Source organism: Priestia sp. YIM B13490, assembly GCF_042787735.1.
Taxonomy (GTDB): domain Bacteria; phylum Bacillota; class Bacilli; order Bacillales; family Bacillaceae_H; genus Priestia; species Priestia megaterium.
On record NZ_JBHZOT010000007.1, the window covers coordinates 1 to 23,849 of the forward strand.

The following is a 23,849-nucleotide window of genomic DNA, read 5'->3' on the forward strand; positions in this document are numbered from 1 at the left end:
TGAGTCCAGTCGAATACCGTACTCATGCCAACTACGTTGCTTAAATATAAATTGTCTAACTTTTTGGGTTCAGTTCACGGAACCGTTCTGCGACAAGGGTTCTTTTTTGGTATGTGTTCCGGAAAGAGTGTTTATGTAAACTAGGAATGAATATGATATTCATATTATTAGAGATATAATTTAAGTAACTATTTGTAAAGGAGTTAGTTTATTGAAAAAGTATGAAAAGATGTTAATAGCATTCAATGATAAGGAATTAAATTGTTATGCGAATCAAGGAGATTGGCTTTATATTGCAACTAAGAAGGATACAAAAAAGGGATTATTTCGTTTAGCTAACTACTTGCATTATTTTGTTTCTTTAAATTCAGAACGCATTCCTTCTGAATTTGGGGTTGTAAAGAAGATTGAAGGCTATGTTACAGCAGAAGATTTAGCTAAATTGGATTATGAAAGTAGAAAACAGGATGTATCACTTATAACAGATCAAGTGTTAATAGATTATGAAAAATTCCTTCAAAAGATAAATGCTCAACCTGAACATACTCCTATGGCAGTTACATGGTTAGAAAAAAGGTTCCCTAATAATACAAAAGAGTTAAGGGTACATAAAAAGTTTTTTTCTGGCATGTCTAAAGCAGAAAAGAAATCTATATTTGAATTTACAATTAGAGATGGCTCTCAATAACACAAGCGCTAACAATTTGACGTTAGCGCTTATGTTGTTCCTAAAATCTTGATTATGTTAACTGATTTTGTATATTATATTCACTTTTCATATTAGCATTCGAAACTTTTATTAGTAAAAAAAAGAAAGAACAACATAACATTTTCTTCCTGTGATAGCATCAATTTAAGTGAATTCATAAATAAATTAGGGAGAGATCACAATGACAGTTCGTTTAGTGAAAGGATCAGATTATTATATAATATCTCCGTTAATTAACGATTGGTGGAATGGAAGACAAATGTCTGACTTGTTGCCAAAGCTTTTTTTTGATCATTTTAAAAATACTAGCTTTATTGTTGAAGAAGAAGGTAAAATCATAGGTTTTTTAATTGGATTCTTATCTCAATCCTACTCGAATGAAGCATATATTCACTTTGTTGGAATCGATCCGGAGTACAGGGGAAAAGGTATTGGGAAACAATTATATAATCAATTTTTCGATGTAATTAAACAAAATGCCCGCAATATTGTTCGCTGTGTGACTTCTCCTGTGAATAAAGCTTCAATTGCTTATCATACTAAAATGGGTTTTGAAATTGAACAGGGGAATAAACAAAATCAAGATAAGGTTCTATTTGTAAAGTACTTGAATTAATTCAAGTACTTTTTCTACCGATAACTGTGATTATGTAAAGTTGTCGTGTATAATAAACGATTTTGGAAGCTATTTTTATAATCTCTGCTCTGTTAACCAATGGTTTACACGGTGTTACTAAGCGTTTGTGGCTCTTTTACCATAAATGTTATAAAGTGGTATACAAGAGGTGAGTGTATATGGAATTGGGAGAACAATTACAAAGGCTTAGGGAAGAAAAAAATCTTTCTAGGGAAGAATTGGCCCAAGCAATGAATGTATCTAGACAAGCCGTATATAAGTGGGAAAATAATAAAGGGTATCCCGACATTGAAAATCTCATTAAGCTAAGTGATTTATATAATGTGACGTTAGATGAATTAATTAAAGGTGATCGTTCTTTTCAGAAAAAAATAGTAATCGATCAAAAAAAGAATAAAATTGAGGATATATCAGATCCTGGTTTTGTAATTGGAATCATCCTTGTATTTGTAGGGTTATTTTTAGATTTAGGTGCATTTTCAGCCGGTGTTACAATACTAGGGTTCTTAACAATGTTTTTTTATGATGATTTAAAGAAAACATTTTGGACTATAAAAAAGGATTTTAAAGAAGAAAAGTAAGTAAAACAGGCTTTAAGAGAACTTGAAGCCTGTTTTTGTGCCTATAAATAGTTTTATGGTAACTAGAAAGATAGTTAAGAACCCTTAGGAGGGTGCCTCATTATGGTTTTAATCTATGATCATAAATATTAGACTTAACTAACTTCTACTTCCATGTAACGGATTCCACAAAACGTGTAATATGTAACGCGATAATTTTAAATTGATTTTTGTGTCACACTGTTCCACTGGTATTCATCCAGTTTGGCATAGTAACTTTACACCGTAAATTTGTCAATTGGTGTAAATTACCCCTGCCCATCAAGTCGAGACAAATCATTACCCCCATAACGGAAAAATGCCATTTTTGTGTAATTTAATGGAATTGATGGTGTTTTTTAAGTGCATTGAGATTTCAAATGCAAGAAACAGGGGTGTGTAGTAGAATAGATAATACTGGAGGGGGATTGATGAAAGAATATATTTATGTAGAAAACGAAAAAAAAATGAAATTGAAATGTGGATTTTTTAAAAAAGACATCGTATTTACCATATCACTCTTGTTAGCAATCTTAAGCTGTTTATTCCATGCACCAAAGCTAGAATATATAAATTTTAAAGTATTAGTCAGTTTATTTAATCTTATGCTCGTAGTTAAGGCTCTGGAAGAGCTTAAACTATTGGATAAGTTCGCCATTGCTATACTAAGTAAATGTCATAATAGTAAAAGTGTTTCAGCAATCCTAATTTTATTATGCTTTTTTAGTTCCATGCTTGTAACGAATGATGTTGCATTAATAACATTTGTACCATTAACACTTATAATTAGTAAGATTATACAAACTTCTATGTTAGATACTGTTATATTAGAGACAATTGCGGCTAACATTGGAAGCAGTCTAACTCCAATGGGAAATCCTCAAAATCTTTTCATATTTACTAACTACGGAATAAGGCCTATACAATTTTTCACAACAATCCTTCTATTAGTGGTTCTTGGAATTATTCTGTTATTCTTTCTTAATCAAAGATTGAATAGTAAAACATTGGAAATGGAACTTCCGTATATTCCTATAAATAATAAAAAAAAAGCAACAGTATGGGGAATACTATTTGGCATCATATCTGTATCCATACTAGGGGTTTTAAGCTATAAACTTGCGTTTATCATCGTATTGGGAACCGCATGTATACTTGACATAAAATTATTGAAGAAAATTGATTATTTATTGCTTATTACTTTTATATGCTTTTTTATATTTATAGGAAACATATCGGAATTAAAGGTAGTACAGACATTTGCCAACGAAAATCTCAAAAGTCCCACATCTATCTTTTTCAGTTCCATAATTTTAAGCCAACTGATAAGCAATGTACCAGCTGCGATCTTTTTATCAAAATTCTCCGTGAATTGGCAGCCTTTATTAGTAGGTGTGAATTTAGGTGGACTTGGCACGATTGTGGCTTCCCTCGCAAGTGTAATTTCATTTAAACTTTTTATTAAGAGAGATCCACAAAAAAGTAAAATGTACCTTATAAGGTTTAGCTTTTATAACTTTTCGATTTTAGCTCTTTTAACTCTTGTTTATTATTTTACGATGAAAAATCAACATTTCTTTTAATACAAAGTAATTGGTTTAAACAACTTTGGGGTTCTACCAATATAAAAAAACCAATTTCTCAAATTTTAATACTGAGAAATTGGTTTTTTATTATGAGATTTTAATTTGATATAATAGTATTTTTAATTTTTTTCCACATAACTCAATAGGGGGATACAACGAAATGAGTAAAAAAACGGCTTTGTTGCTTATAGATGTCCAAAACATCATGTTTTCTTATGAAGGTGGATCTTTATGGAATGAACAGCAAGTGCTTCAAAATATTACTTATCTAAGGGAAAAAGCTCACCAATCTAATGTGCCAATTATCTATATCCAGCATACAGACCCTAGTTATAATAGTATGCTTAGTGAAGGAAAAGTCACATGGGAAATCCATCGTGATGTTAGCCCCTTACCAACAGACATAGTTATTCAAAAATCTTCTTGGGACGCATTTTATCAAACAACTCTACATAAAAAACTTCAGGAACTTGAAATTGGAAGATTAGTCATTGCAGGGATGCAAACTGAATTTTGTTTAGATACTACTTGTAGAAGAGCATATAGCTTAGGTTATAAAGAGAATATCTTAGTAAAAGATGCTCATAGCACATTTGATACGGCTGTGCTTTCAGCTTCAAAAATAGTAGAACATCATAATAATATTCTAGGCGGCAGATTCGTTACATTAAAAGAAGTAAAGAAAATTATATTTTAATCTAATAAATAACTTTTCAAAGGAAAAAACAGCCTTTCAAAGGCTGTTTTTTGTTCCTGGAACGCACATTATGGTAACTAATTTCGTATAGGATATACATCTAGTCCTCCTTTATTTGTTAAAATTAAAGAAAAGGGGGGAGGGACCATATGATCATATCTGCAATGGTTGCTGTAGGAAAAGAAAATGTAATTGGGAAGGATAATGATATTCCCTGGAGACTCCCAAATGATTGGAAATATCTAAGAAAAGTTACTATGGGGCATTCAATTATTTTAGGTAGGAAGAATTATGAATCCATCGGAAAACCTCTGGAGGGACGTAAAAATATTATAATGACCACAAATGAAAATTATAAAGCTCCAGGTTGTTATATAGCTCATTCAGTTGAACAAGCTCTTTCCATGTGCGAAGGGGAAGAAGTATTTATCCTTGGAGGAGAGGAAATTTATCGACAATTCCAACCCTACACTCATAAATTGTACATAACTAAAATCAATCATTATTTCAAAGGTGATCGCTTCTTTCCAGAGTTTGATTTTTCTCTATGGAAAGAGTTATCGGTTGAAAAAGGTATTGAAGATGAAAGAAATCATTATGAACATTACTTTCATGTATATGAAAAAATCAACTAATTAAGTTAAGATACCAATAAATACCTTTTATGTAAATTAGATTAGTATATAATATATAATTTAAAAAGAAAAATTTAGATAAAAGTATTGTTAAAATTACTTTTATTATGTAAAATTTACCTATAAAACAGACTATGTGTTACTGGCGTAAACATGGAGGACCATGAGGAAGCACATAGATAACGGCCGTACGCCTGGGCAAAGTATTTGAACATGAGTTCAAATACTTTTTTTATTTAGAAAGGGGATTTTTTACATGAAAGAGATTGGTTTACGGTACGGAATGAACCCAAATCAAAGTAAAGCTAAAGTTCAGAATGCTAAAAACACGCCTATTAAAATCTTAAATGGAGAAGCGAGTTATATTAACTTTCTAGATGCATTAAACGCTTTTCAACTGGTTCGGGAGCTTCGACAGGCTACTGATCAACCTGCAGCTGCATCCTTTAAACACGTAAGTCCAGCAGGTGCAGCTGTGTACTCTCCACTAAATGAGACACTTACTGAATCCTATTTTGTTAAAGGCCTAGACCTGTCTCCATTAGCGATTGCTTATGCAAGAGCGCGTGGGACAGATAGGATGTCTTCATTTGGAGATTGTGCTGCTTTTAGTGATGAAGTGGATATAACTGTAGCTAATCTCCTCAAAACAGAGGTTTCTGATATGATTGTTTCACCAAGCTACACTCAAGAAGCACTAGAGATTTTGAAACAGAAAAAGAAAGGAAAATATCTAATTTTAGAGATTGATCCAAATTATGTGCCTGATCTAATTGAAAAAAGAACGATATTTGGCATTACTCTAGAACAACAAAGAAATGATGTACAGATTGGGAAAGAAGTTTTCAATCAGATTGTTACGACTCAATGTGATATCCCTGATCATGCAAAGAGAGACCTTCTTGTTGCTCTTATTACATTAAAATATACACAATCAAACTCCATTTGTTTCGCATTAGATGGCCAAACAATTGGAATTGGTGCTGGACAGCAGTCCCGTATTCATTGTACGAGGTTGGCTGCTGAAAAAGCTGATAAATGGTGGCTAAGACAACATCCAAGAGCCCTTAACATGAAGTTCAGAGAAGGCATTTCTCGTGTAGAAGTTAATAATGCAATTGATGGATGGCTGAATGATGATATTACTGAGGTAGAAAATGAGCACTGGAAACAATGTTTTGAGGAGGTCCCTGCTAGGCTAAGTAAGAGTGAAAAACGAGAATGGCTAAAAAGATTAAAAGGCGTTTCCTATGCATCCGACGCTTTTCTACCTTTCCGTGATAATATCGATCGTGCGGCTCAAAGTGGCGTTAAATATGTGGTTCAAACAGGAAATTCTTTACGAGATGAACAAGTTACACAGGCAGCAAATGAATATGGGATGATCATGGCACATTCAGGTATACGTGTATTCCATCATTGAGCTATGAATTAAATATGATTAGCCCAAAAGAGCCAAGACTTATAAAGGGATTGGCTCTTCTAGAATGTTTTCGATACATGCGATTATGGCAACTACATTTTATATCATTTACATATAGTCATCTTTCTTATGAAACGAGGTTATTATGAGTGTCTTTAATTTAATTCAGCTAATTTTTTCAAACGTTCTTTGTCCCTAATAATGTAACCTCGCGACTGCTTTTCAATAGTCTTTGATTTACATAGCTGGGCTAGTACATGGAGTAGATGGCGATATGATACACCCAAGTATTCGCATACTTCAGTATGTTTTTCTTTATAAAAGTTATCATCAGCCGACAACATTATAAAAGCAGCAAGACGGTTCTCGAGTGGATAGGCCTGATTTTGTGTATACTTTGCTGAAATTTTAGTTGCTTTCTCACTTAAAAAACTGCATAAATATCTGAGAAATGTTACATCTGTTAAGAGCTTATTTTTACAGGTGTTAATAGGAATAGCTAAACAAATGGTTTTAGTGACAGTTTGTATAGCTTTAGAATATCTTTGTGAATTTAATAGTTCCACTTCCCCCATAAATGTTGGAGCTTGTAAAAAATTAATCAAGGACACTTTCCCATTTTCGTGTGTAACATAGAGTTTTGCCTTACCTTCAACAAGATAATAAATATATTGAGGATAGGAGCCTTCCTTATAGATAAATTCACCACGTTCAAATTCGCAGACCTGAATAAATGGAGTAATTGGAAAGGAAAAAAGTGATTGAATAGAGTATTTCTCGATATAGTAACTTTGCATAGGCTCGTTTAAAAATTTCATTTTTTCTCCTACTATTATAAAAATATGAGATATCTCACATTATTTTATGTTTTTACATGCTATGATGCAATAAAAGTTGATAGATCAATAGGGAGTTGTTTCATAAAGATGATCAAACAAGATGAATATTGGAATGAAGTAGCTAATAAAAAAGAATTTACTACGCCTTTTCAACCTGAATTATTCCTAACACATGTTAATCACAATGCTGCCATATTAGATTATGGTTGTGGGTATGGACGGACTTTATTGGAATTAAGAAGTTACGATTATAACAATTTACATGGTGTAGACTTTTCAGAAGAAATGATTAAAAGAGCTAAGTCTCATAACTCAGAAATCGATTTTCAAGTTATTCAAAGTGGGAAGCTTCCTTTTTCTAATGATTCTTTGGATGCTGTCTTACTTTTTGCAGTTTTAACATGTGTTCATAAAAGTGAGGAACAAAACGCTATTTTAAATGAGATTAAACGGGTACTAAAGCCAGGAGGTATTATTTACATCAACGACTTTCTACTGAATAGTGATGAAAGAAATAAATTACGTTATGAAAAGGCACTCACTAAGTATCATACATACGGGGTTTTTGAATTACCAGATGGGGCCATTTTACGTCATCATAGCGAAGAACGTGTGAAAGAATGGGTAGATCAATTTGAAACCTTAGAATACAAGAAAGTAGAATATACAACTATGAATGGAAATCGTTCAAATGGTTTAGTTTACATGGGGAAATTAAATTGAATTTATTATAGATAACATATAAAGGGGAATTGTAATGCTAGAGAAATTAGAGCTGGAAAAGATTAATCTTCAAGAAATTACAAAAGATATTAAAGATCAACACGTGAATTTTCCTGTATCGAATATTAATAATCACTGTCTTCGTATAGCTGTATTTTCAGGCGAATACAAATGGCACTATCATTCTAATTCAGATGAGCTTTTTATGGTTTTGGAGGGAGAACTTTTAATTGATTTTAAAGATAGGGATACAGCCGTGTTAAAACCGAATGATACGTTACTTATACCAGCTGGAACAATACATAGAACCAGAGCGAAACAAAGAACAGTAAATCTTTGTTTCGAGGATATAAACGCTGATACCATAATTATTGATGAGTAAATGAAATAACATAAACATTGTAAAAGCCATTTAAGATAAGTCTTAAATGGCTTTTACGTATGTACAGATAAATTCTTATAAGCTGTTTTATGTAAACAGAATATGTTACCGATCTTCCAAGAAAAAATTCTGAAAAGGTATGTTGAACATCACCATTTAGTGAGATATATAAATAAAATAATGAAAAAAGTATTAAGCGAGAAGGTGCGTCTCGTCTAATACTTTTTTCATTATTTTAAGTGGTAAGTTTTATGTTTAATTTTATGAAATCCTATCTGTGAGTCTACTAAATACAATCGGCTTTGTACTCAACATTGGTGGTAAATGCAATTTAAACTGTGATAATTCGCCTTCTACGTCCATCTCATAGGCAATTAACACAGTCATTTCCGTATGAGAAAGATTCCACTTTGTCGTGTATACATTGTAATGATGATGTTTCATCTCTATATTAACTGATTCCCACTTTAAATATAACGTATCGTTTTGTTTATACACTTCCATTTTCCCATATGCAGGATGCTCAAATATCCCTGTATATTCTTCTACTGCATGTGTAAGGGTTGTCTCTTTTACTTGTGGAAGAGGCTTACCTAATTCTTTCATCATTTCTTTAAATTTAGCTGTATCTTCTATAGCTCTTTTACGCCAGTCAATTGCATCTAGCTTCAGAAGCTCATCATAAATTTGATTCGCAAGGTAAGATGGTAATAATGTTGTACCAGTGTTTGTTAATATAACAAGTCCGACATTTTCCTCTGGTATAAAAGATACGAGTGCTGAAAATCCATCAATATTCCCACCATGATGGATTACTCTATAACCCCGATATGCACTAATAAACCAGCCAAGTCCATAGCAATTTAGTGTTGTTTCTGATGTAGATAAAAGTGGTTCATCTGGAATTGGAATATGCGGTTGATACATCTGCTGTAACATATCAGGTGTAATAAGTTCATGTTCGCCCACTTTTCCTTGATTTAAGTGGAATAGCACCCATTTGGCCATATCTTCTATATTTGAGTTTATGCAGCCCGCAGCACCAACTGTATCGATGTTACGAAATGGAACTTTGACTATATCTTCGTTCTTTTCAATGTATGGAAGTGCATGATCATCTTTTGCTTGTGAAGTAGTAACTGAAAAATTTGTATCTTCCATATGAAGAGGTTGCAGGATATGTTCGGATACATACTGTTCCCATGTCTGATTTGTAATTTCTTCTACCATATAGCTAATGGTTGCATACATTAAATTATTATATAAAAAGCTTGTACGAAATGGTGCATCTAGCTCCAAATATTGAATTTTTTCTGCGATGTCTTTTCGTGTTAGTGAAGATCCATACCATAGTAATTCATGACGACTAACACCAGAACGATGAGAGGCCAAATCACGAGCTGTAGTTTGTGAGCTTGCTAGAGGATCATGGAGTGAAAAAGCAGGAATATACGTTTGAACAGATTTATCCCAATTAAACTTTTGTTGCTGAGCAAGTAAACTTAGAGAAAGCGTCCCAAAAGCTTTTGTAGATGAACCAATTGCAAACAGTGTACTTGGTGTAACAGGTTTTTTATTTTCAATGTCGCGATACCCAAATCCTTCAGAAAGAATAATTTCTCTATCTTTTATGATTGCGACTGCTGCTCCTGGCACATTTAAATCTTTCATCATTTCCTTTGTATAACCACCCAGGCGACCTGTAAGAGAGGATTTTATTTTTTGCATAAGAATTTTTCTCCTTTACCATTTTTTTCTACAAGTAGGTTATTTCGAGATAAAGAAGAGAAAGACCTTGTTGTTAACAAAGATGTCATATTTTTAGTTTCTGACTAGGAGTTATAGTTGACATATAAATATATTCTTTTTAAGAACAATGGACAAAGATTTTAGATATCTTGACTATTCATAACGCACATTATGTTAATTAACTTTGTATGTAATCTCCATCAATAGTTTACAAATTCTACAAAATAAATAATACTTATATTTATTGGAAGTTGCATAAGACATAGAAGGGGAATTTTTTATGAACAAAGTTATGGATTATTACTCAACATTTGATGAGTGGGGACGCCTAGATAGAGAACCCTTAGAGTTTCAAATAAACTGGCATTATATACAAGAGTATCTACCGGAAAACGGCAGTATATTAGATAATGGGGCTGGTCCTGGTAAATATGCAATGACACTAGCCGAGAAAGGATTTCAGGTAACGCTAACTGATCTCACTCCTAAATTAGTAAAGGTAGCTGAAAATAAAGCACAAGAACTTGAGCTTTTTAATCAATTTAATGGATTTCATATTATGGATGCAAAGGATTTAAATTTATTAAAAGACAAAGAGTTCGATGCTTCCTTGATGATGGGGCCAATGTATCATCTACAGAATGAACAAGATCGTGATGCTGCTGTTAAAGAACTGTACCGCGTGACAAAAGATGAGGGAGTTGTATTTGTTGCCTTTATGTCCCGAATTAGGCACGCTATCTCTTCACTGTTAAATCCAGAGGCGTGGAAACCCAATAATACAATGGACAATATCGAAGAGTTTATTGCTACTGGCGAATTTAATCATCAGGATGAAGGAAGATTTACAGGAGCATATTACTTTGATCTACAAGAAATTAATCCTTTTATGGAATCTAATGGATTTGAAACCTTAAGTCTAATTGGATCATCTAGTATTGGTTCTCTTTTATCTAAAGAACAATGGAATTATTGGACAGACAAGGGACAAGTTGAGTTTGATCGATTAATTGAATTATTAAAGAAAACAGCAACCGACCCTTATACTTTAGGCGTTTCGTCACATTTGCTTTATATTGGTAAGAAAAAAAGATAACTAAATAGTTATCTTTTTTCACGATCAGTCTTTAGATATATCTGATTGCATTAAGTAAATAATAAAGTACTTTACATATTATTAAAGTTTCACTATTTATACTTAGGGGAGACACATGTAAGAAAAGCCCTCAAAATTAATTGAGGGCTTTTCTTACATGTGTGGTTGATCATAGCTGCTTTTAATAGTTGATAAAAGTGTAATATATACATGTACATATCTAAAATATAGTATTGGGTTATAACTTGTCCAGTCAAAAGGTAAGCAAAATAAAAAGCCACCCAGTATTTGCAGGACAGGTGGCTTTTTACTATAAAATGCATGTGCAGACACATAATAACATATTTTTGCTATATAGACTATATTTTTCCGTACGAGCATATGTATAAAACATGCGCTTTTTATACATTTTTTCTCGTTCGTCTCCTACTAAAGCGTTAGTATGTCAAAGATATATAAAAAGCTGCATTAACGAGAAAATATCCTCATCGAGAACCCCTACTGCCACAAGGGTTCTTTTGCTTTCTTGCTTCCTTGAAGATGTTTTATGCTAACTATAAAAAGAAAGATAACATTAGATTATTTGTGTCAGACATTATAACAAAGTTATAGCTTGTTTATATCAGTTTCCGGTAATATAAAGTTAGTTGATTGAAGATTCAGAAATCCTTTTTTTACATAAAGACAGCACCTAAATAATTAGGTGCTGTCTTTATGCAGAGTGGACAGACATTTTAATTAAAATACTAGGTATAAAAGTCGAAAAGAGTCTGCTTTCATTCTTCATATTTGAGTTATAACTTTACTTCTAACTCTCTAAGCAGTTGCTTTACTCCCTCACGGCTTAGAATTACTTTTCCTTTTGCCAAGATTAGATTATCTTCGGAAACTTCACCTGTCACTTTACAGGCTAAATTAGGTGAATATTTTTTCAACACAATGTTCTCATTATCTACAAAAATTTCAACAGGGTCGTTCTTTTTAATATTTAATGTTCTTCTTAATTCGATGGGTAAGACTACTCTTCCCAGGTTGTCTAGTTTCCTAACGATGCCAGTAGCTTTCAATTTAAAACCTCCATAAAATATTACTTACATACCCATTAAGTGTACAATATGCTTTTTATTGTTTTCATTAGTAATATATTACATTTTAGGTAGAGGAAGATATTTCAGTATCATAAGGTTAGGAAGAAAGGTTGCATGGAAGAATTATAATGGAAATTGTTAAATCACTCAGCATTTTTAGTTTAACTCGATGTAGTAATTAGAAATATAACTTATTCAAGTTATTTATAACCTATATAAGACTAACTTTAGCATATAAGTAAATCGTAAAACATTTTATAAGAATCATTAATTTCACCATTTACACTTATTGACGACAAATTAGGGTTTATTTTAATTATGTATATAAATGATATAGTTTTATAATACGTGATATATAGATAAAAAAGATAATGTTATTTATATAAGTTTGATTTAATGTTTTTAATATATGTAATAGTTAACTTACTTACTTAAAATTTGTCGTCATTTAGAGTAAATGATAAAACTATCATTTTTATAATAGAGTTTATACATTTACCACTATATATAAAATTAATCTATATTTCATCTTTAATGAAAACTACATTTTTAAAAGTAAATCGAATTTAAATATTTATAAATTTTATTTTAAGTTATTATAAATATAAAAATTTCTTGAAAGGTAAATATAAGATAGAGTGGTATATGATAGGGAGTAGAATTCTCTATTTGTCGCCACTTTATTTAAATAATAAAACCAATCAATTTAACGAGATACTTTATTATTTACTTAACGTAATGTGATTTATATGCAGGAACGTTTATGAAAAGTTATATCCACTGTCTCATCCGTTCATCTTATTTTTTATTACGCATATCTTTTTTTATTTGTTTCATAATAAAAAGGAATGAATGAAGAAAGGAAGCGAAATCAATATGCAAAACTTGACGGAGCTAGAAGTAGAGAATTTGCGTCATCTTATAGGAGCACATGGGACACTGATTAATAAATTAGAACAATACGCACAAGAATGCAATGATCCACAGCTTACAGCAATGCTACAAAAAGATGCACGTGACGCTAGAAATACAAAACAACAGCTCATTTCATTTTTAGGATAGGAGACAGATAAAGATGAATGAAAAGGATATCGTAAATGATTATTTAGCAGGTCTTAACGCAAGTTTAACAGGTTATGCCAATATTATTAGCCAAACAAATAATCAACAATTATATGAGACACTTATTCAAATACGTAATCAGGACGAGACACGCCAACGTAGTGTGTATGAGTATGCAAAACAAAAAAATTATTACCAACCAGCTGCTCCAGCAAATTCTACTATTGTACAACAACTTAAAAATCAATTACAACAAGGATAGAAGAGGCTACCTAAGCATTAGGTAGTTTCTTTACTTTTAATCTGTATATGTCATCATTTCTAATGACCATAATACAGCTGCTCGGTAGTAGCACAAATAACTCTGTTTGAATAAATCAAAACAGAGCCATAATAAGTATTAAAAATTTTTTAATTAATTACAGCATTTTATATATTTCAATAAGATTCTTATCTGGATCCCGAAAATGTGCAATACGTGATCCCCATTCTTTACGATCGTGTGGTTCAGTAACAAATTCAATCTCATTTTCTCTTAAATAATTATAGGTCTTATCAACATCTTCTACTTCAAATTGAAGTAAAAAGTTTGATTGAACTTCACCATGTAAAAGCTTATTTTCCTTTCCAATCACCTCTGTCATGGCCTTTTGAGATAAAAGTTCAATTTTTGTTTCTCCATTATTGAAAAGTGCATACTCCATTTCTTCCTCATACCAACTTATTGGAATTCCTAATAAATCTTTATAGAATTCAGCACTCTTTTTAAAATCATTAACTAATAGTCTGATTTGTAGCAGCTTCAATTTAATCCCCTCCTCATAGTATAATTCTCTTTATTTACCAAAAGACCTTTGTATTTTCCCATCCGTGTACCCTGCTCATTTTTAATTATTCTAATCGAAATTAGTGTATAGGATATACAATTGTAGTTACCATAATACCAATTATCGGTAGAAGTAAAACACATTTTAGATAAATATGATAAAATTGAGAAAACTAAACTTAGGGGTAAATATGAAAACAGATGATAAGAAAAAACAGATTCAACAAAAATATAAGGAAGAGCTTGAGAATAAGAGTGAGTCCAAGCATTATCCTAAGAAGTTGCTCATTTTTGCTGTAATTGTTGTTATCTTTTTTGTTTTTAGCTACTACTTTGGAATAAGACCTTTTCCAAAAAAAGAAGAACCTGAAATTATCAAACCAATAAGTGAATAAATAAAAGCCTTCTATATAGCTAGGAGGCTTTTATTTCATATCAATCATTACTTTAATTTAATATTATTGTTGTTTCTTTTTACTTCTTAATAAAACAACGATCCATATTAAAGCAATCGTATTAATTAATTCTAATAAATGGCTAATCCTAGCTAAAAATAAACTAATAACATTCCATAACATTTACTTTTCACAACCTTCTAATCCAAGCTTGATTTGTAACACTTTAAAATGTATGTATCGACTTTTCGCTATGAATACTATATACAACATCAGTTTACATAATTCCTCTTTCCGATACACAACCCAAAAAAGAACCCTTGTCGCAGAACGGTTCCGCCGAGGGTTCTTTTTCCGGAGTATGCAGCTTTTTATACATCCTTGATGTAGCAACGTTCTCTAGCAAGGGTATTAGCAAAAGTGATGTATAAAAAGTGCACCTTTTATCCATATGCTTGTACGGTAAAATATAGTCTTTATGGAAAGAATATGTTACTATTTATCTAAAGTTATAGAGTTACCTTAAAAAGCAACCTCACTCCAATGCCATTAGAGAATGAGGTTGTTTTTACTCTTTTCATAAAAAACCAAAACTAATCAGTTGAAGTGATCTTTTCTAAGTGGTTTAACAATTGATCAACTAATTGACTGATTAGAATGGTATTATGACTAGTAAACCCTTCTTCTAACCCTACTTTAATCATAAGTTCTCTTGCTGCCTCTATATCTACAAGTAAAGCCTTTCTTAAAGTACCGTCATATCTATATCTCTGCAATTATGTAGTCACCTATCCCTCTAAGTTGTTAAATCTTTATTTAACAACAACTGGACTTCTACCGTATAACAATAATTGTTCTTGTAAAATGTAATTAAGAGCGTAGAATGCGGATTTTAGGGTTTGAACAGTTAAGTTTTTATACTTAATGCATAGTGTAAAAGTATACATTTTTAGTTACCATAATGAAGTTTATAATGATGCTAGAATTGATAAAAAAGGCTTTTCTCTATTAAGAGAAAAGCCTTTTTCTTAATGCCTATCAGTTTGTAAACTGATTTGATCACATATTCATTATTTAATGCGATGAGTTTTATAAGTTTACCTTCCAAGTTCTTGTTCGCCATCTTGATGTATCATTCGCTATATTTGCATGTATAAGCTCTTTTTTCATTTTTATTAGAAAGAACTAAATTAGTAAAAATGCATAACTAGAGGTTTAACTGCAACAAAACAAATACAACTATATAAAAAGCGTATCTCTGTGATAAAATAAAATTCTGTTTTATCTAGTAGATATTGGGTAACTAGACAAAAAACAGTTTTTTTAGATGTTTTATCCACTATCTAGTTACCAAAATAATAGTGAAGTAAAAAGAAAGGGTGAGAGATTTGCCAAAATGGTCGCATATATATATATTCCTAGGCGTTTTTTTTCTATCTGTTTTTCTTACTAATCCAGCGCTGGCAGATGAAGAACTAAGTATTTCGGAAACAGCTCAAAAATACTTGGGTGCTTCTTACCTTACAGACGGTCAAGAACCCAGTGAGGGATTCAGTACAGGTGGACTAGTTCAATATGTCTTTAAAGAAGCTAAAGGTGTAGAGTTACCTTTGTATCCAAGAGAACAATTCAAGCTTGGTATAGATGTGGACAAGGGGGATCTACAGCCTGGTGATCTCGTCTTTTTTAAAGGGGCAAATACGGATAATGTCACAAGTGTTGGCATTTACAATGGCAATAATGAAATGATTATTAGTTCTGTTTCAAAGGGCGTCATAAAGACTGAACTAACAGAGGGAGGCTACTACAATGATAAGTATATTGGTGCAAAACGCCTAGATACTGATAATATCTATCAGGTCGAATCTCCTCTTTTAAAAGAAGCAATGAAATACATAGGTGTAGACTATTCAGACAGTGGAAAGACACCTGATGAGGGCTTTAATTCTGCAGGATTTGTTCAGTATGTGTTTGAACAAGCCTTAAATCTTAAAATCCCAGATAATTCAAGTGAACAGTGGAGTTTAGGACAAAACATATCAAAGGAAAATCTTCAGCCTGGTGACGTTCTTTTCTTTAAAAATCTAGATACAGACTATATTACAACAACGTCTTTTTATCTAGGAAATAGGCAAATGATTTATAGTTCACCTTCAAAAGGCATTACCTTAGCTAATTTTGAGGATTCTTCTTATTGGAATGATCGTTTTTATGGAGCTAAACGAATAGAAGAAGTTGCAGATATTGATCGTGGAGATCCCTTAATCACCGAGGCTTTGAAGTATATAGGGGTACCTTATCTCGAAGGTGGAAAAACACCAAATGGATTCGATTGTTCTGGATTCACAAAATATGTGTATGAAAAAGCGATGGGAATTTACTTGCCAGGTGCACCTGAACAACAATGGGAGGTAGGTACACCTGTTGAAAAGAAGGATATTCAAGTAGGCGATCTAGTGTTCTTTCAAGATACGCATCGACCAGGTATATCCCACGTGGGAATATATGCAGGAAACAATCAAATAATACAAGCGTCAAGAACTGATACGGCACAGGTAAGAATCAATTACTTGTCCTATAATTTCTATACAGAAAAATTCGCTGGTATTAGACGTGTGAGAAATCTAATCATTCCTAAGAATATCCCAGTTGTTAAAGAAGCTACAGATCTTCTAAATGTTCCCTATCAATCAGGGGGGACATCACCCCAAGGGTTTGATACTGGTGGGTTTGTTCAATATGTTTATAAACAAGTAGGTATCAACTTACCTCGTTATGGGAAAGACATGCTTCAAAATGGAACAGAAGTGAAAGAGGAGGATTTACAACCAGGAGACCTCGTATTCTTTGAATCCACTAGCATCATCCCTGCCATCTATGTTGGAAATGGGCAAATTGCAGTGGTTTCGAGAAACGACGGAGTTCAAATTGTTAATTATAAAGTGAGCTCTTATTGGAACCCCATTTATTATGGTGCCAGACATATCAACATCGGAGAGTAAATTATTCTCATCATCGCTTTAACTATGTGATGATGAGAAGTTTTGGTTCTGGTGTAAAAATACTTTTTAGAAATATAAAGCGTCAATTTTGTCCTTAATTTAAAAACTATAAAGAAAGAGAAAGAGAAAGAGAATAATGGATAATTATAATGTATTTAGATTAAATTTGATCTTACGTACGGATAGTATGAGAACCTTGAAATTACTCGTGAATGATATAGTAGCAGAGGACATCAAAGGAGACTATTTTTACAAACTTAAAAACCATGAAGATTTTGTGAAAAGTTTAGAGCATCTGGTAAGTCAAAAATCTATATTGACTAAATCAAATCTCCTGCTATCTGATATGGAATATGTCTTTTTAAATGCAAATAATTATTTATATGATTCATACCTTCAATATTATCTTATTGATAAAATGCCAGAAATAAAGAAAGCGAAGATTATGAGGGTAGGTGAACTAAGAAAATTAATAGAAGAATATAATAAATTACATAAAGAATTACATAAAGAAAATTTTTGACTTCATTCCTTTAACGTTTGAAATGAAAGCAAACACACAGTCCGTAAAAGTATAACTTTACGGACTGTTCCGAGTATTAATTTTTGGAGACTATTCTTAATAAACTTAAGCCTAAATTTGTAATTCAGACATTGTATTCCTCAACACTATAAAGGCTAAAAGAATTATCTAGTTATCAAACTTACCCTTCATAAAACCAAGCTATGTATAGAAAAGATTACTGTGTAGAAATTTGAACAGTAGTTTTCCTTGTTTCTAGACTGTAAAACATATACGTTCTCATTACAAAAATAATTGTAATTATGGAATATAGACTATAGGTGTAAACTTTCTAGGCATCAAGAATTTACGAGTTGCTATAGTAAGATAAATCATTTGTTTTTTTCCTCATTATTATAAATTGGCTCACTAAGTAATACTGTGCCAATTTATAATTCTTGTCAAATGGCTTTATCTTGTATTTTTAGTTATATAAAACATTCTTTCACTCAAGTATCCACTAGAGTAGAAAAGTGCTCTATCCACAAGATAATTTCCTATATTTGTTATCTCTTAGCGATCATCTCTATTTCAATTCGTGCACCCATAGGTAAAGAGGCCACGCCTATAGTTGTACGAGCTGGATATGGTGCAGAAAACCGCGAAGCATAAACTTCATTCATTTTCGCAAAATCATCCATATTTGTTAAAAATACATTCACTTTTTTTACATCCTCAGGAGTTAAACCTGAAGCTTCTAATACATTAAATAGATTCTTAAAACATTGCTCTGTTTGGTCTGCGATATCACCTTTCAAAAGTTTTTGTGTCTGTGAATCTATAGGAGTTTGACCAGATAAAAATATTAAATCTCCTGCTTCAACAGCATGAGAATATGGACCAACGGCCACAGCACCTTCGGAATTAAAGCATTTTCGTGTCATGCAGAACATCCCCCTTAGTAATTATCCTTACCATAATTAAATCAATGCATTTATTTGCCCGAACACCAGAGGAGCTAGCTCATCGAATACGTAATGAGATCTATCGTAAAACAAGACTGACAGCTACCGCAGGAATCGGTCCTAATCTCTTACTAGCTAAAGTCAGCTTAGATCATGAAGCAAAGCACAGCCCAACAGGGGTTGCTTATTGGCGATATGAGGATATTCCCTTTAAGTTATGGTGCATTCATCCAATGAAGGATTTCTGGGGGATCTCGTCAGCTACAGAAAGACGCTTAAATCGTTTAGGTATCCATACCATAAAAGAACTCGCTCTTTCTTCGAAGGAGATGTTACAAAAAGAATTTGGCATTATGGGCGAAGAATTACACCAACATGCGAATGGAATTGATTTTAGTCGTATTTCCGATGTGTACATCCCTAGTTCCCGTTCCTTTGGGAAAAGTCAGATTCTCTTTCGAGATAATACAAGCCGAAAAGAAGTGGAATTATTACTATTGGAGCTATTGGACGATGTTTGTTTTCGTTTACGCATGCATCAAGTGGTAGCTCAAACGATCCATTTATCCATTGGCTATAGCAAACAAACAGGTGGAGGCTTCTCAAGACAAAAGAAAATGGGGCGAGCTTCGAACTTAAGCCACGATATCTTTCCGTACTGCTTAACCATTTTACATACGTTTGATAGTGGCATGCCCATCCGTTCTATTGGGATTTCACTATCGGATACGAGCATTGAAGAAGAGGAGCAAATGAGCTTATTTGAGAATATCGATCAGCGTGAAAGAGCCTATGCTCTTGCCAAAACGATAGATGAAATTAGGCTGCGTTATGGGAAGAATAGTGTTCTGCGGGCTTCAAGCTATCTAGATCATTCAACAGCTCGTTATCGAAATGGTCTTATTGGCGGCCATAAAGCTTAAAGGAGGATGATATCATGAATAACGATAGAGGAATGAAAAAATGGCGCCCGTTTGCGAGTATGCCCGAACAATACCTAGGATTGCAGGAAGTTATAAACAAGCAAGCAGAGGTACCTCAACCTCTTTTAACAGAAGAACAAATGGAACATATTAATTTCACCTTGATTAAAGCCTTACATACAAATAAACAAGTTTATCTTACATACTACAAAAAGGGACAATGTATTACAGAAAAGGGATTCATCCAATTTGGTGATTCCCTGGGGAATTTGTTTGTTTTTATCGATGAAGTGTTTGAATTAAAGAACAAAATGAGGTTAAGTGAACTAATTGATGTTCGATTCGTTTAAAATTAAATTTAGTTTCATTATTTTAAGTTAAGTAAGAGTTTTCAGTGGAATCCAAATAATATTTAACTTGAGGAGGAGTTATATTGGCACGTGTTTTATTTATTAATGGTGGATCAGAAGGACATGTCAATCCAACCATTGGAGTTGTACAGGAGCTTATTTCGCGTGGAGAAGAGGTCGTATACTTTTCAATAGAAGAGTTTCAAGAACGTATTGAAAAGACGGGAGCTGATGTGAGAACATTTGACGGCCAAAAATTTTTAAAAGCTTTCATCTCAGGTGGAAGAAATTATTTGATTGAAAGAATTAACGGTCTTTTACATACAGCAGATATCGTTATACCTAGTGTTCTTGAACAGATACAGGGAGAACATTTTGATTACATCATTCACGATTCTATGTTTGGGTGCGGGCGTTTACTTTCTCAAATTCTAAATCTCCCGGCCATTAACTCATGTACATCTTTTGCTCAAACTGAAACATCGTTTAAAAAAATGTTCGAATATCTATCTCAAAATATTCCATTAGAACATGCTAACAGAATAAATGGTGAGTTTCAAAGCTTAACAAGAAAGATTAAAGAGAAATATGGGGTTGAAATCACTTCTCCTTACGAAGTTTTTTGTAATCCTGCACCACTTACTATTGTATATACAACGAGGGAATTTCAGCCTTCTGGAGAAATGTTTGATCAAACATACAAATTCGTAGGGCCATCTATTGCTACAATGGAACCACAAGGAAGCTTTGATTTTTCTGTATTAAAAGGAAAAGACGTTATTTACATTTCATTAGGTACTGTCTTTAATCAAGAGATTGATTTCTATAAACTTTGCTTTAAAGCTTTTGAGAACACTGACTATACCGTCGTTATGTCTATTGGTGAAAAAACTCAACTATCTGATTTAGGGAAAATCCCTAAAAACTTCATTGTGAAAAATTACGTTCCACAAACTGACGTGCTAAAGTACACGAAATTATTTATCACACATGGTGGAATGAATAGCACCAGTGAAGGTCTCTATTATGGGGTGCCACTTATTGTAATCCCACAGAGTGCAGATCAGCCAGTGATTGCTCAACAAGTTGAGCATCTTGAAGCTGGAATGAAGTTGCAAATGCAAAACTTAACTGTAAATCAACTATGTGAAACTGTGAATCATGTGTTGGAACATTCCTCTTTCCAGAAAGCCCTTACAGATATAAGAAAATCTTTTCAAAAATCAGGGGGATACCGTCAGGCTGTAAATGAGATTTTTAAATTTAACAGGAAATTTAATATTTAAATAGAGAGCATATAAGAAATGAACAGATGAATTTCACCTTAATTGAAGCCTTACATACAAATAAACAAGTGTACCTTACCTATTATAAGAGAGGCCAATGCATAACAGAGATAGGATTCACTCAGTTTGTTGATTCTCTAGGGGATTTATTTATTTTCATCGATGACGTATTTGAGTTAAAGAATAAAATGAGGTTAAGCGAGCTCGTCGATGTTCCCTTGGCCTAGCTCCTGAAGAAATCGCGTACAGGAATCATTTATTTTGGTGGAGGTATATTCATGTGCAATTTTAGAGTATACACCTTACGTGACGGTTCGAAGAGAATCATTAAACTAAAAGAAGGAGAATCATTTCAACAGGAACTCCAAAGAGCAGGTATTCAAGAAACGCAAATTTTTCAGATGCAGCTAGTGGAGAAACCTGAGTAATTTTAACATGCCCCTTTTATATAGACATAAGTGTGTTAGTCTAATAAAAGCCAAATAGAAAAGAGTGATTAACCTGGAAGAAACAAAAGAGCAAGAAACAGATCTTGATAAAGTGTATGAATACGATGAATTTCCGGATAAAGTTAGTGGAAGATGCGATCACTGCAACTCAGCTTACTTCAAAAGTTCCGTAAAAGGTGGCGTTTTCTTACGTGAATGCAGGGAATGTGGCATGAAGAAAAGCATTTAGTTGGTAAGGGTTGAAAGGGATGGGGAAATGAGAGATATTTGGGATGATGGATACAGTCAATCAAAAAAATTAACAGAAGAAATGGTCAACCAAGCAGAAAAGAAGTTGGGTGTGAAGTTACCAAAATCCTATATTGAGTTATGTAAAATACAGAATGGGGGCAATTTAAAGTATTGTGACTATCCTACCTCTGTTCCAACAAATTGGGCAAACGATCATGTAAACGTTCCTGAAATTTATGGAATAGGAAAAGAAGGCATTTTATCCAGTGATTATTATATAGAAGAATGGGACTTACCTAAAGATATTGTTCTGCTATGTGGAGAGGGCCATTGGTGGGTTGCATTTGATTATCGGAATACAAAAGATACTCCTCCTATAATTTATATGGATCTAGAATGGGGAGAAGACACACTTATTTTGGAATTAGCTCCTGATTTCGAAACATTCGTAAATGGCTTATTTATTTATAAAAATGAAGAATGACTACATTTATACAATAAAAAGGAACTGGCAATCAATTGTCGGTTCTTTTTTATTGTTTTCGTATGATTTGATTCACCAAGCTCCCACTTATTCTCCTTTAGTCGTCGGAACCTCTTTGGACCTCGTCCATATTGAGGTATATATGACTCTGTCCCCTAGGAACGTTCTAAATGGTTTCATTATCCTTTATTCTCAGTGATTCAGAATCTTTAACATTATAAAGGGTATTTACACCTGTTAACAATCACTTAAGTGGTTTAGTGGCCTTACTGTTAACCAAATAATGAGCAATTAGATATATGACTATAAAAAACGGAAAAGACAAAATTGAATTCCATCCTGGATAATGATAATAACCTAACCAAAGAAACAAAGGTTCTGCTAAGAACGCTGTTATACTTGCAAAAATTAAAGCTTTAATAAACGGATTTGCCTTTGGTTTAATCTGTAAGAAAAACATTACTGTAACTGGCATCAGAGCAAAATCCCAGGGTATATAATCTGGCATTAATGGTATTAATTTATTATAGTATCTCCATAAGCCCATTGTCACCCCAACATAATCTAACCATGTAGAAATAAACATAGCCCAAAGTCCTCCCAATAATAAAATAGTTTTACTCTCTTTATTTCTAAAGATAAACCATACTATCCATGGGATAACAGTAAGAAATAATGATGTCCACCAACCAAAAGAAAAGACGATATTATCTGTCCAAATTTCCGTTAATTTATTATGAGCATCATCTAACATTCTATATTTTTCGTCAATTTGTGTTTTTATATTTTCTGAAGGACTGAACAATATGGAGGATCTTCCCTTCCTTTTAATTTTATAATAATCTTTTAGTTATAGTTCCCATTCCAGGATTGTTTATCCTTTTTAGACTAACCTGCCCATTCAGCGTTTTTTAACAATTAACTTTGCCTAAATGTTCTATGCCAAGGGCAATAGCCTGAATGTTTTTGTATTACATTCAACTCTAGTCGTTAGGACATCTTTTGCTCTTTTTATAAAAAAGATAAGCTAATAGGCCAAGCCCCACCATGTAAAAACCCATTACTTTTTACATAATTACCTACCCCTTACCTACTGCGATAAGGGTTTTATGTTATTAACTACGCATAGCTGGTTCGGTTGTTCTCCATAAATCAAATCATATCTAATATCGTTCATAATTGACGCACTCAAATTTAAAGAATGATCTATA

General features: G+C 32.7%; 28 protein-coding genes and 1 riboswitch. Of the genes, 21 read left to right on the forward strand and 7 right to left on the reverse strand.

What is annotated here, in order from left to right; translation table 11 throughout:
- Positions 1-211: 211 nt before the first annotated feature.
- The 7 genes from ACFX4R_RS20035 (at position 212) to ACFX4R_RS20065 (ending at position 6,286) form a co-directional block, all read left to right on the forward strand.
- Positions 212-688, forward strand: a complete 477-nt coding sequence (locus ACFX4R_RS20035) for a hypothetical protein (RefSeq protein WP_237074710.1) — start codon at positions 212-214, stop codon at positions 686-688.
- A gap of 202 nt (positions 689-890) precedes the next feature.
- The gene (locus ACFX4R_RS20040; RefSeq protein ID WP_377570136.1) at positions 891-1,325 is read left to right on the forward strand and encodes a GNAT family N-acetyltransferase; all 435 of its coding nucleotides are present in this window, start codon (positions 891-893) and stop codon (positions 1,323-1,325) included.
- A gap of 179 nt (positions 1,326-1,504) precedes the next feature.
- A complete protein-coding gene (locus tag ACFX4R_RS20045) occupies positions 1,505-1,927 on the forward strand; it encodes a helix-turn-helix domain-containing protein (protein ID WP_377570138.1) in 423 nt (140 codons plus the stop codon).
- A gap of 449 nt (positions 1,928-2,376) precedes the next feature.
- Positions 2,377-3,528 carry an SLC13 family permease gene (locus ACFX4R_RS20050; RefSeq protein ID WP_043979262.1) on the forward strand — a complete coding sequence of 384 codons (1,152 nt, stop codon included), beginning with the start codon at positions 2,377-2,379 and terminating at the stop codon, positions 3,526-3,528.
- Positions 3,529-3,691: 163 nt separating this feature from the next.
- Complete coding sequence (locus tag ACFX4R_RS20055; RefSeq protein ID WP_377570141.1) at positions 3,692-4,228, forward strand: cysteine hydrolase family protein; 537 nt, start codon at positions 3,692-3,694, stop codon at positions 4,226-4,228.
- Between the two features lie 149 nt (positions 4,229-4,377).
- Positions 4,378-4,863 carry a dihydrofolate reductase gene (locus ACFX4R_RS20060; protein WP_165575350.1) on the forward strand — a complete coding sequence of 162 codons (486 nt, stop codon included), beginning with the start codon at positions 4,378-4,380 and terminating at the stop codon, positions 4,861-4,863.
- A gap of 128 nt (positions 4,864-4,991) precedes the next feature.
- Positions 4,992-5,070: riboswitch (ZMP/ZTP riboswitch) on the forward strand.
- A 49-nt stretch (positions 5,071-5,119) separates the two neighbouring features.
- Positions 5,120-6,286, forward strand: coding sequence for a phosphoribosylaminoimidazolecarboxamide formyltransferase (locus tag ACFX4R_RS20065; protein WP_377570143.1), 1,167 nt, complete (start codon positions 5,120-5,122; stop codon positions 6,284-6,286).
- Between the two features lie 155 nt (positions 6,287-6,441).
- On the opposite strand, the gene yeiL is transcribed toward ACFX4R_RS20065, so the two are convergent.
- A complete protein-coding gene (gene yeiL / locus ACFX4R_RS20070; protein WP_043979256.1) occupies positions 6,442-7,104 on the reverse strand; it encodes a transcriptional regulator YeiL in 663 nt (220 codons plus the stop codon).
- A gap of 108 nt (positions 7,105-7,212) precedes the next feature.
- Between yeiL and ACFX4R_RS20075 the strand changes: the two genes are divergently transcribed.
- Complete coding sequence (locus ACFX4R_RS20075; protein ID WP_080781613.1) at positions 7,213-7,848, forward strand: class I SAM-dependent methyltransferase; 636 nt, start codon at positions 7,213-7,215, stop codon at positions 7,846-7,848.
- Between the two features lie 52 nt (positions 7,849-7,900).
- On the forward strand, positions 7,901-8,230 hold the full coding sequence (locus ACFX4R_RS20080; protein WP_322552493.1) for a cupin domain-containing protein: 330 nt from the start codon (positions 7,901-7,903) through the stop codon (positions 8,228-8,230).
- A gap of 261 nt (positions 8,231-8,491) precedes the next feature.
- Here the strand turns inward: ACFX4R_RS20080 and ACFX4R_RS20085 are convergent, their stop codons facing one another.
- Positions 8,492-9,958, reverse strand: a complete 1,467-nt coding sequence (locus ACFX4R_RS20085) for a serine hydrolase (protein ID WP_377570145.1) — start codon at positions 9,956-9,958, stop codon at positions 8,492-8,494.
- Between the two features lie 301 nt (positions 9,959-10,259).
- Here ACFX4R_RS20085 and ACFX4R_RS20090 point away from each other — a divergent pair, with 301 nt between their 5' ends.
- Entirely contained in the window at positions 10,260-11,075 is an 816-nt protein-coding gene (locus ACFX4R_RS20090) for a class I SAM-dependent methyltransferase (protein ID WP_043979252.1), read from the forward strand.
- Positions 11,076-11,869: 794 nt separating this feature from the next.
- Here ACFX4R_RS20090 and ACFX4R_RS20095 read toward each other — a convergent pair.
- Positions 11,870-12,142, reverse strand: coding sequence for an AbrB/MazE/SpoVT family DNA-binding domain-containing protein (locus ACFX4R_RS20095; RefSeq protein WP_043979250.1), 273 nt, complete (start codon positions 12,140-12,142; stop codon positions 11,870-11,872).
- A gap of 897 nt (positions 12,143-13,039) precedes the next feature.
- Between ACFX4R_RS20095 and ACFX4R_RS20100 the strand changes: the two genes are divergently transcribed.
- Together ACFX4R_RS20100 and ACFX4R_RS20105 are read left to right on the forward strand one after the other, a co-directional pair.
- Positions 13,040-13,225, forward strand: coding sequence for a hypothetical protein (locus tag ACFX4R_RS20100; protein WP_013060044.1), 186 nt, complete (start codon positions 13,040-13,042; stop codon positions 13,223-13,225).
- Positions 13,226-13,238: 13 nt separating this feature from the next.
- The gene (locus tag ACFX4R_RS20105; protein ID WP_013060045.1) at positions 13,239-13,487 is read left to right on the forward strand and encodes a spore coat protein; all 249 of its coding nucleotides are present in this window, start codon (positions 13,239-13,241) and stop codon (positions 13,485-13,487) included.
- A gap of 157 nt (positions 13,488-13,644) precedes the next feature.
- On the opposite strand, the gene ACFX4R_RS20110 is transcribed toward ACFX4R_RS20105, so the two are convergent.
- The gene (locus ACFX4R_RS20110; protein ID WP_043979246.1) at positions 13,645-14,031 is read right to left on the reverse strand and encodes a VOC family protein; all 387 of its coding nucleotides are present in this window, start codon (positions 14,029-14,031) and stop codon (positions 13,645-13,647) included.
- 211 nt (positions 14,032-14,242) lie between these two features.
- Here ACFX4R_RS20110 and ACFX4R_RS20115 point away from each other — a divergent pair, with 211 nt between their 5' ends.
- A complete protein-coding gene (locus ACFX4R_RS20115; RefSeq protein ID WP_043979244.1) occupies positions 14,243-14,446 on the forward strand; it encodes a hypothetical protein in 204 nt (67 codons plus the stop codon).
- A 593-nt stretch (positions 14,447-15,039) separates the two neighbouring features.
- Here ACFX4R_RS20115 and ACFX4R_RS20120 read toward each other — a convergent pair.
- On the reverse strand, positions 15,040-15,222 hold the full coding sequence (locus tag ACFX4R_RS20120) for an aspartyl-phosphate phosphatase Spo0E family protein (protein ID WP_043979242.1): 183 nt from the start codon (positions 15,220-15,222) through the stop codon (positions 15,040-15,042).
- A gap of 612 nt (positions 15,223-15,834) precedes the next feature.
- Between ACFX4R_RS20120 and ACFX4R_RS20125 the strand changes: the two genes are divergently transcribed.
- Together ACFX4R_RS20125 and ACFX4R_RS20130 are read left to right on the forward strand one after the other, a co-directional pair.
- Positions 15,835-17,448 carry a C40 family peptidase gene (locus ACFX4R_RS20125; RefSeq protein ID WP_322551922.1) on the forward strand — a complete coding sequence of 538 codons (1,614 nt, stop codon included), beginning with the start codon at positions 15,835-15,837 and terminating at the stop codon, positions 17,446-17,448.
- A gap of 136 nt (positions 17,449-17,584) precedes the next feature.
- Complete coding sequence (locus ACFX4R_RS20130; RefSeq protein WP_043979239.1) at positions 17,585-17,971, forward strand: hypothetical protein; 387 nt, start codon at positions 17,585-17,587, stop codon at positions 17,969-17,971.
- 545 nt (positions 17,972-18,516) lie between these two features.
- Here the strand turns inward: ACFX4R_RS20130 and ACFX4R_RS20135 are convergent.
- On the reverse strand, positions 18,517-18,894 hold the full coding sequence (locus ACFX4R_RS20135; RefSeq protein ID WP_043979237.1) for a RidA family protein: 378 nt from the start codon (positions 18,892-18,894) through the stop codon (positions 18,517-18,519).
- Between the two features lie 44 nt (positions 18,895-18,938).
- Between ACFX4R_RS20135 and ACFX4R_RS20140 the strand changes: the two genes are divergently transcribed.
- The 6 genes from ACFX4R_RS20140 to ACFX4R_RS20165 all read left to right on the forward strand — a co-directional run bounded on the left by ACFX4R_RS20140 (position 18,939) and on the right by ACFX4R_RS20165 (position 22,638).
- Positions 18,939-19,838, forward strand: a complete 900-nt coding sequence (locus ACFX4R_RS20140; RefSeq protein ID WP_241771355.1) for a DinB/UmuC family translesion DNA polymerase — start codon at positions 18,939-18,941, stop codon at positions 19,836-19,838.
- A gap of 14 nt (positions 19,839-19,852) precedes the next feature.
- Positions 19,853-20,188 (forward strand): YolD-like family protein, encoded by a 336-nt coding sequence (locus ACFX4R_RS20145; protein WP_043979234.1) that lies wholly within the window; start codon positions 19,853-19,855, stop codon positions 20,186-20,188.
- 83 nt (positions 20,189-20,271) lie between these two features.
- Complete coding sequence (locus tag ACFX4R_RS20150) at positions 20,272-21,474, forward strand: macrolide family glycosyltransferase (protein ID WP_043979231.1); 1,203 nt, start codon at positions 20,272-20,274, stop codon at positions 21,472-21,474.
- Positions 21,475-21,752: 278 nt separating this feature from the next.
- Positions 21,753-21,902 carry a hypothetical protein gene (locus ACFX4R_RS20155; RefSeq protein WP_165575345.1) on the forward strand — a complete coding sequence of 50 codons (150 nt, stop codon included), beginning with the start codon at positions 21,753-21,755 and terminating at the stop codon, positions 21,900-21,902.
- Between the two features lie 73 nt (positions 21,903-21,975).
- Complete coding sequence (locus ACFX4R_RS20160) at positions 21,976-22,152, forward strand: DUF8096 family protein (RefSeq protein ID WP_483879959.1); 177 nt, start codon at positions 21,976-21,978, stop codon at positions 22,150-22,152.
- Between the two features lie 27 nt (positions 22,153-22,179).
- Positions 22,180-22,638 carry an SMI1/KNR4 family protein gene (locus ACFX4R_RS20165; protein ID WP_043979228.1) on the forward strand — a complete coding sequence of 153 codons (459 nt, stop codon included), beginning with the start codon at positions 22,180-22,182 and terminating at the stop codon, positions 22,636-22,638.
- A gap of 244 nt (positions 22,639-22,882) precedes the next feature.
- On the opposite strand, the gene ACFX4R_RS20170 is transcribed toward ACFX4R_RS20165, so the two are convergent.
- Positions 22,883-23,443, reverse strand: a complete 561-nt coding sequence (locus tag ACFX4R_RS20170; RefSeq protein WP_052500314.1) for a CBO0543 family protein — start codon at positions 23,441-23,443, stop codon at positions 22,883-22,885.
- Positions 23,444-23,849 lie beyond the last annotated feature (406 nt).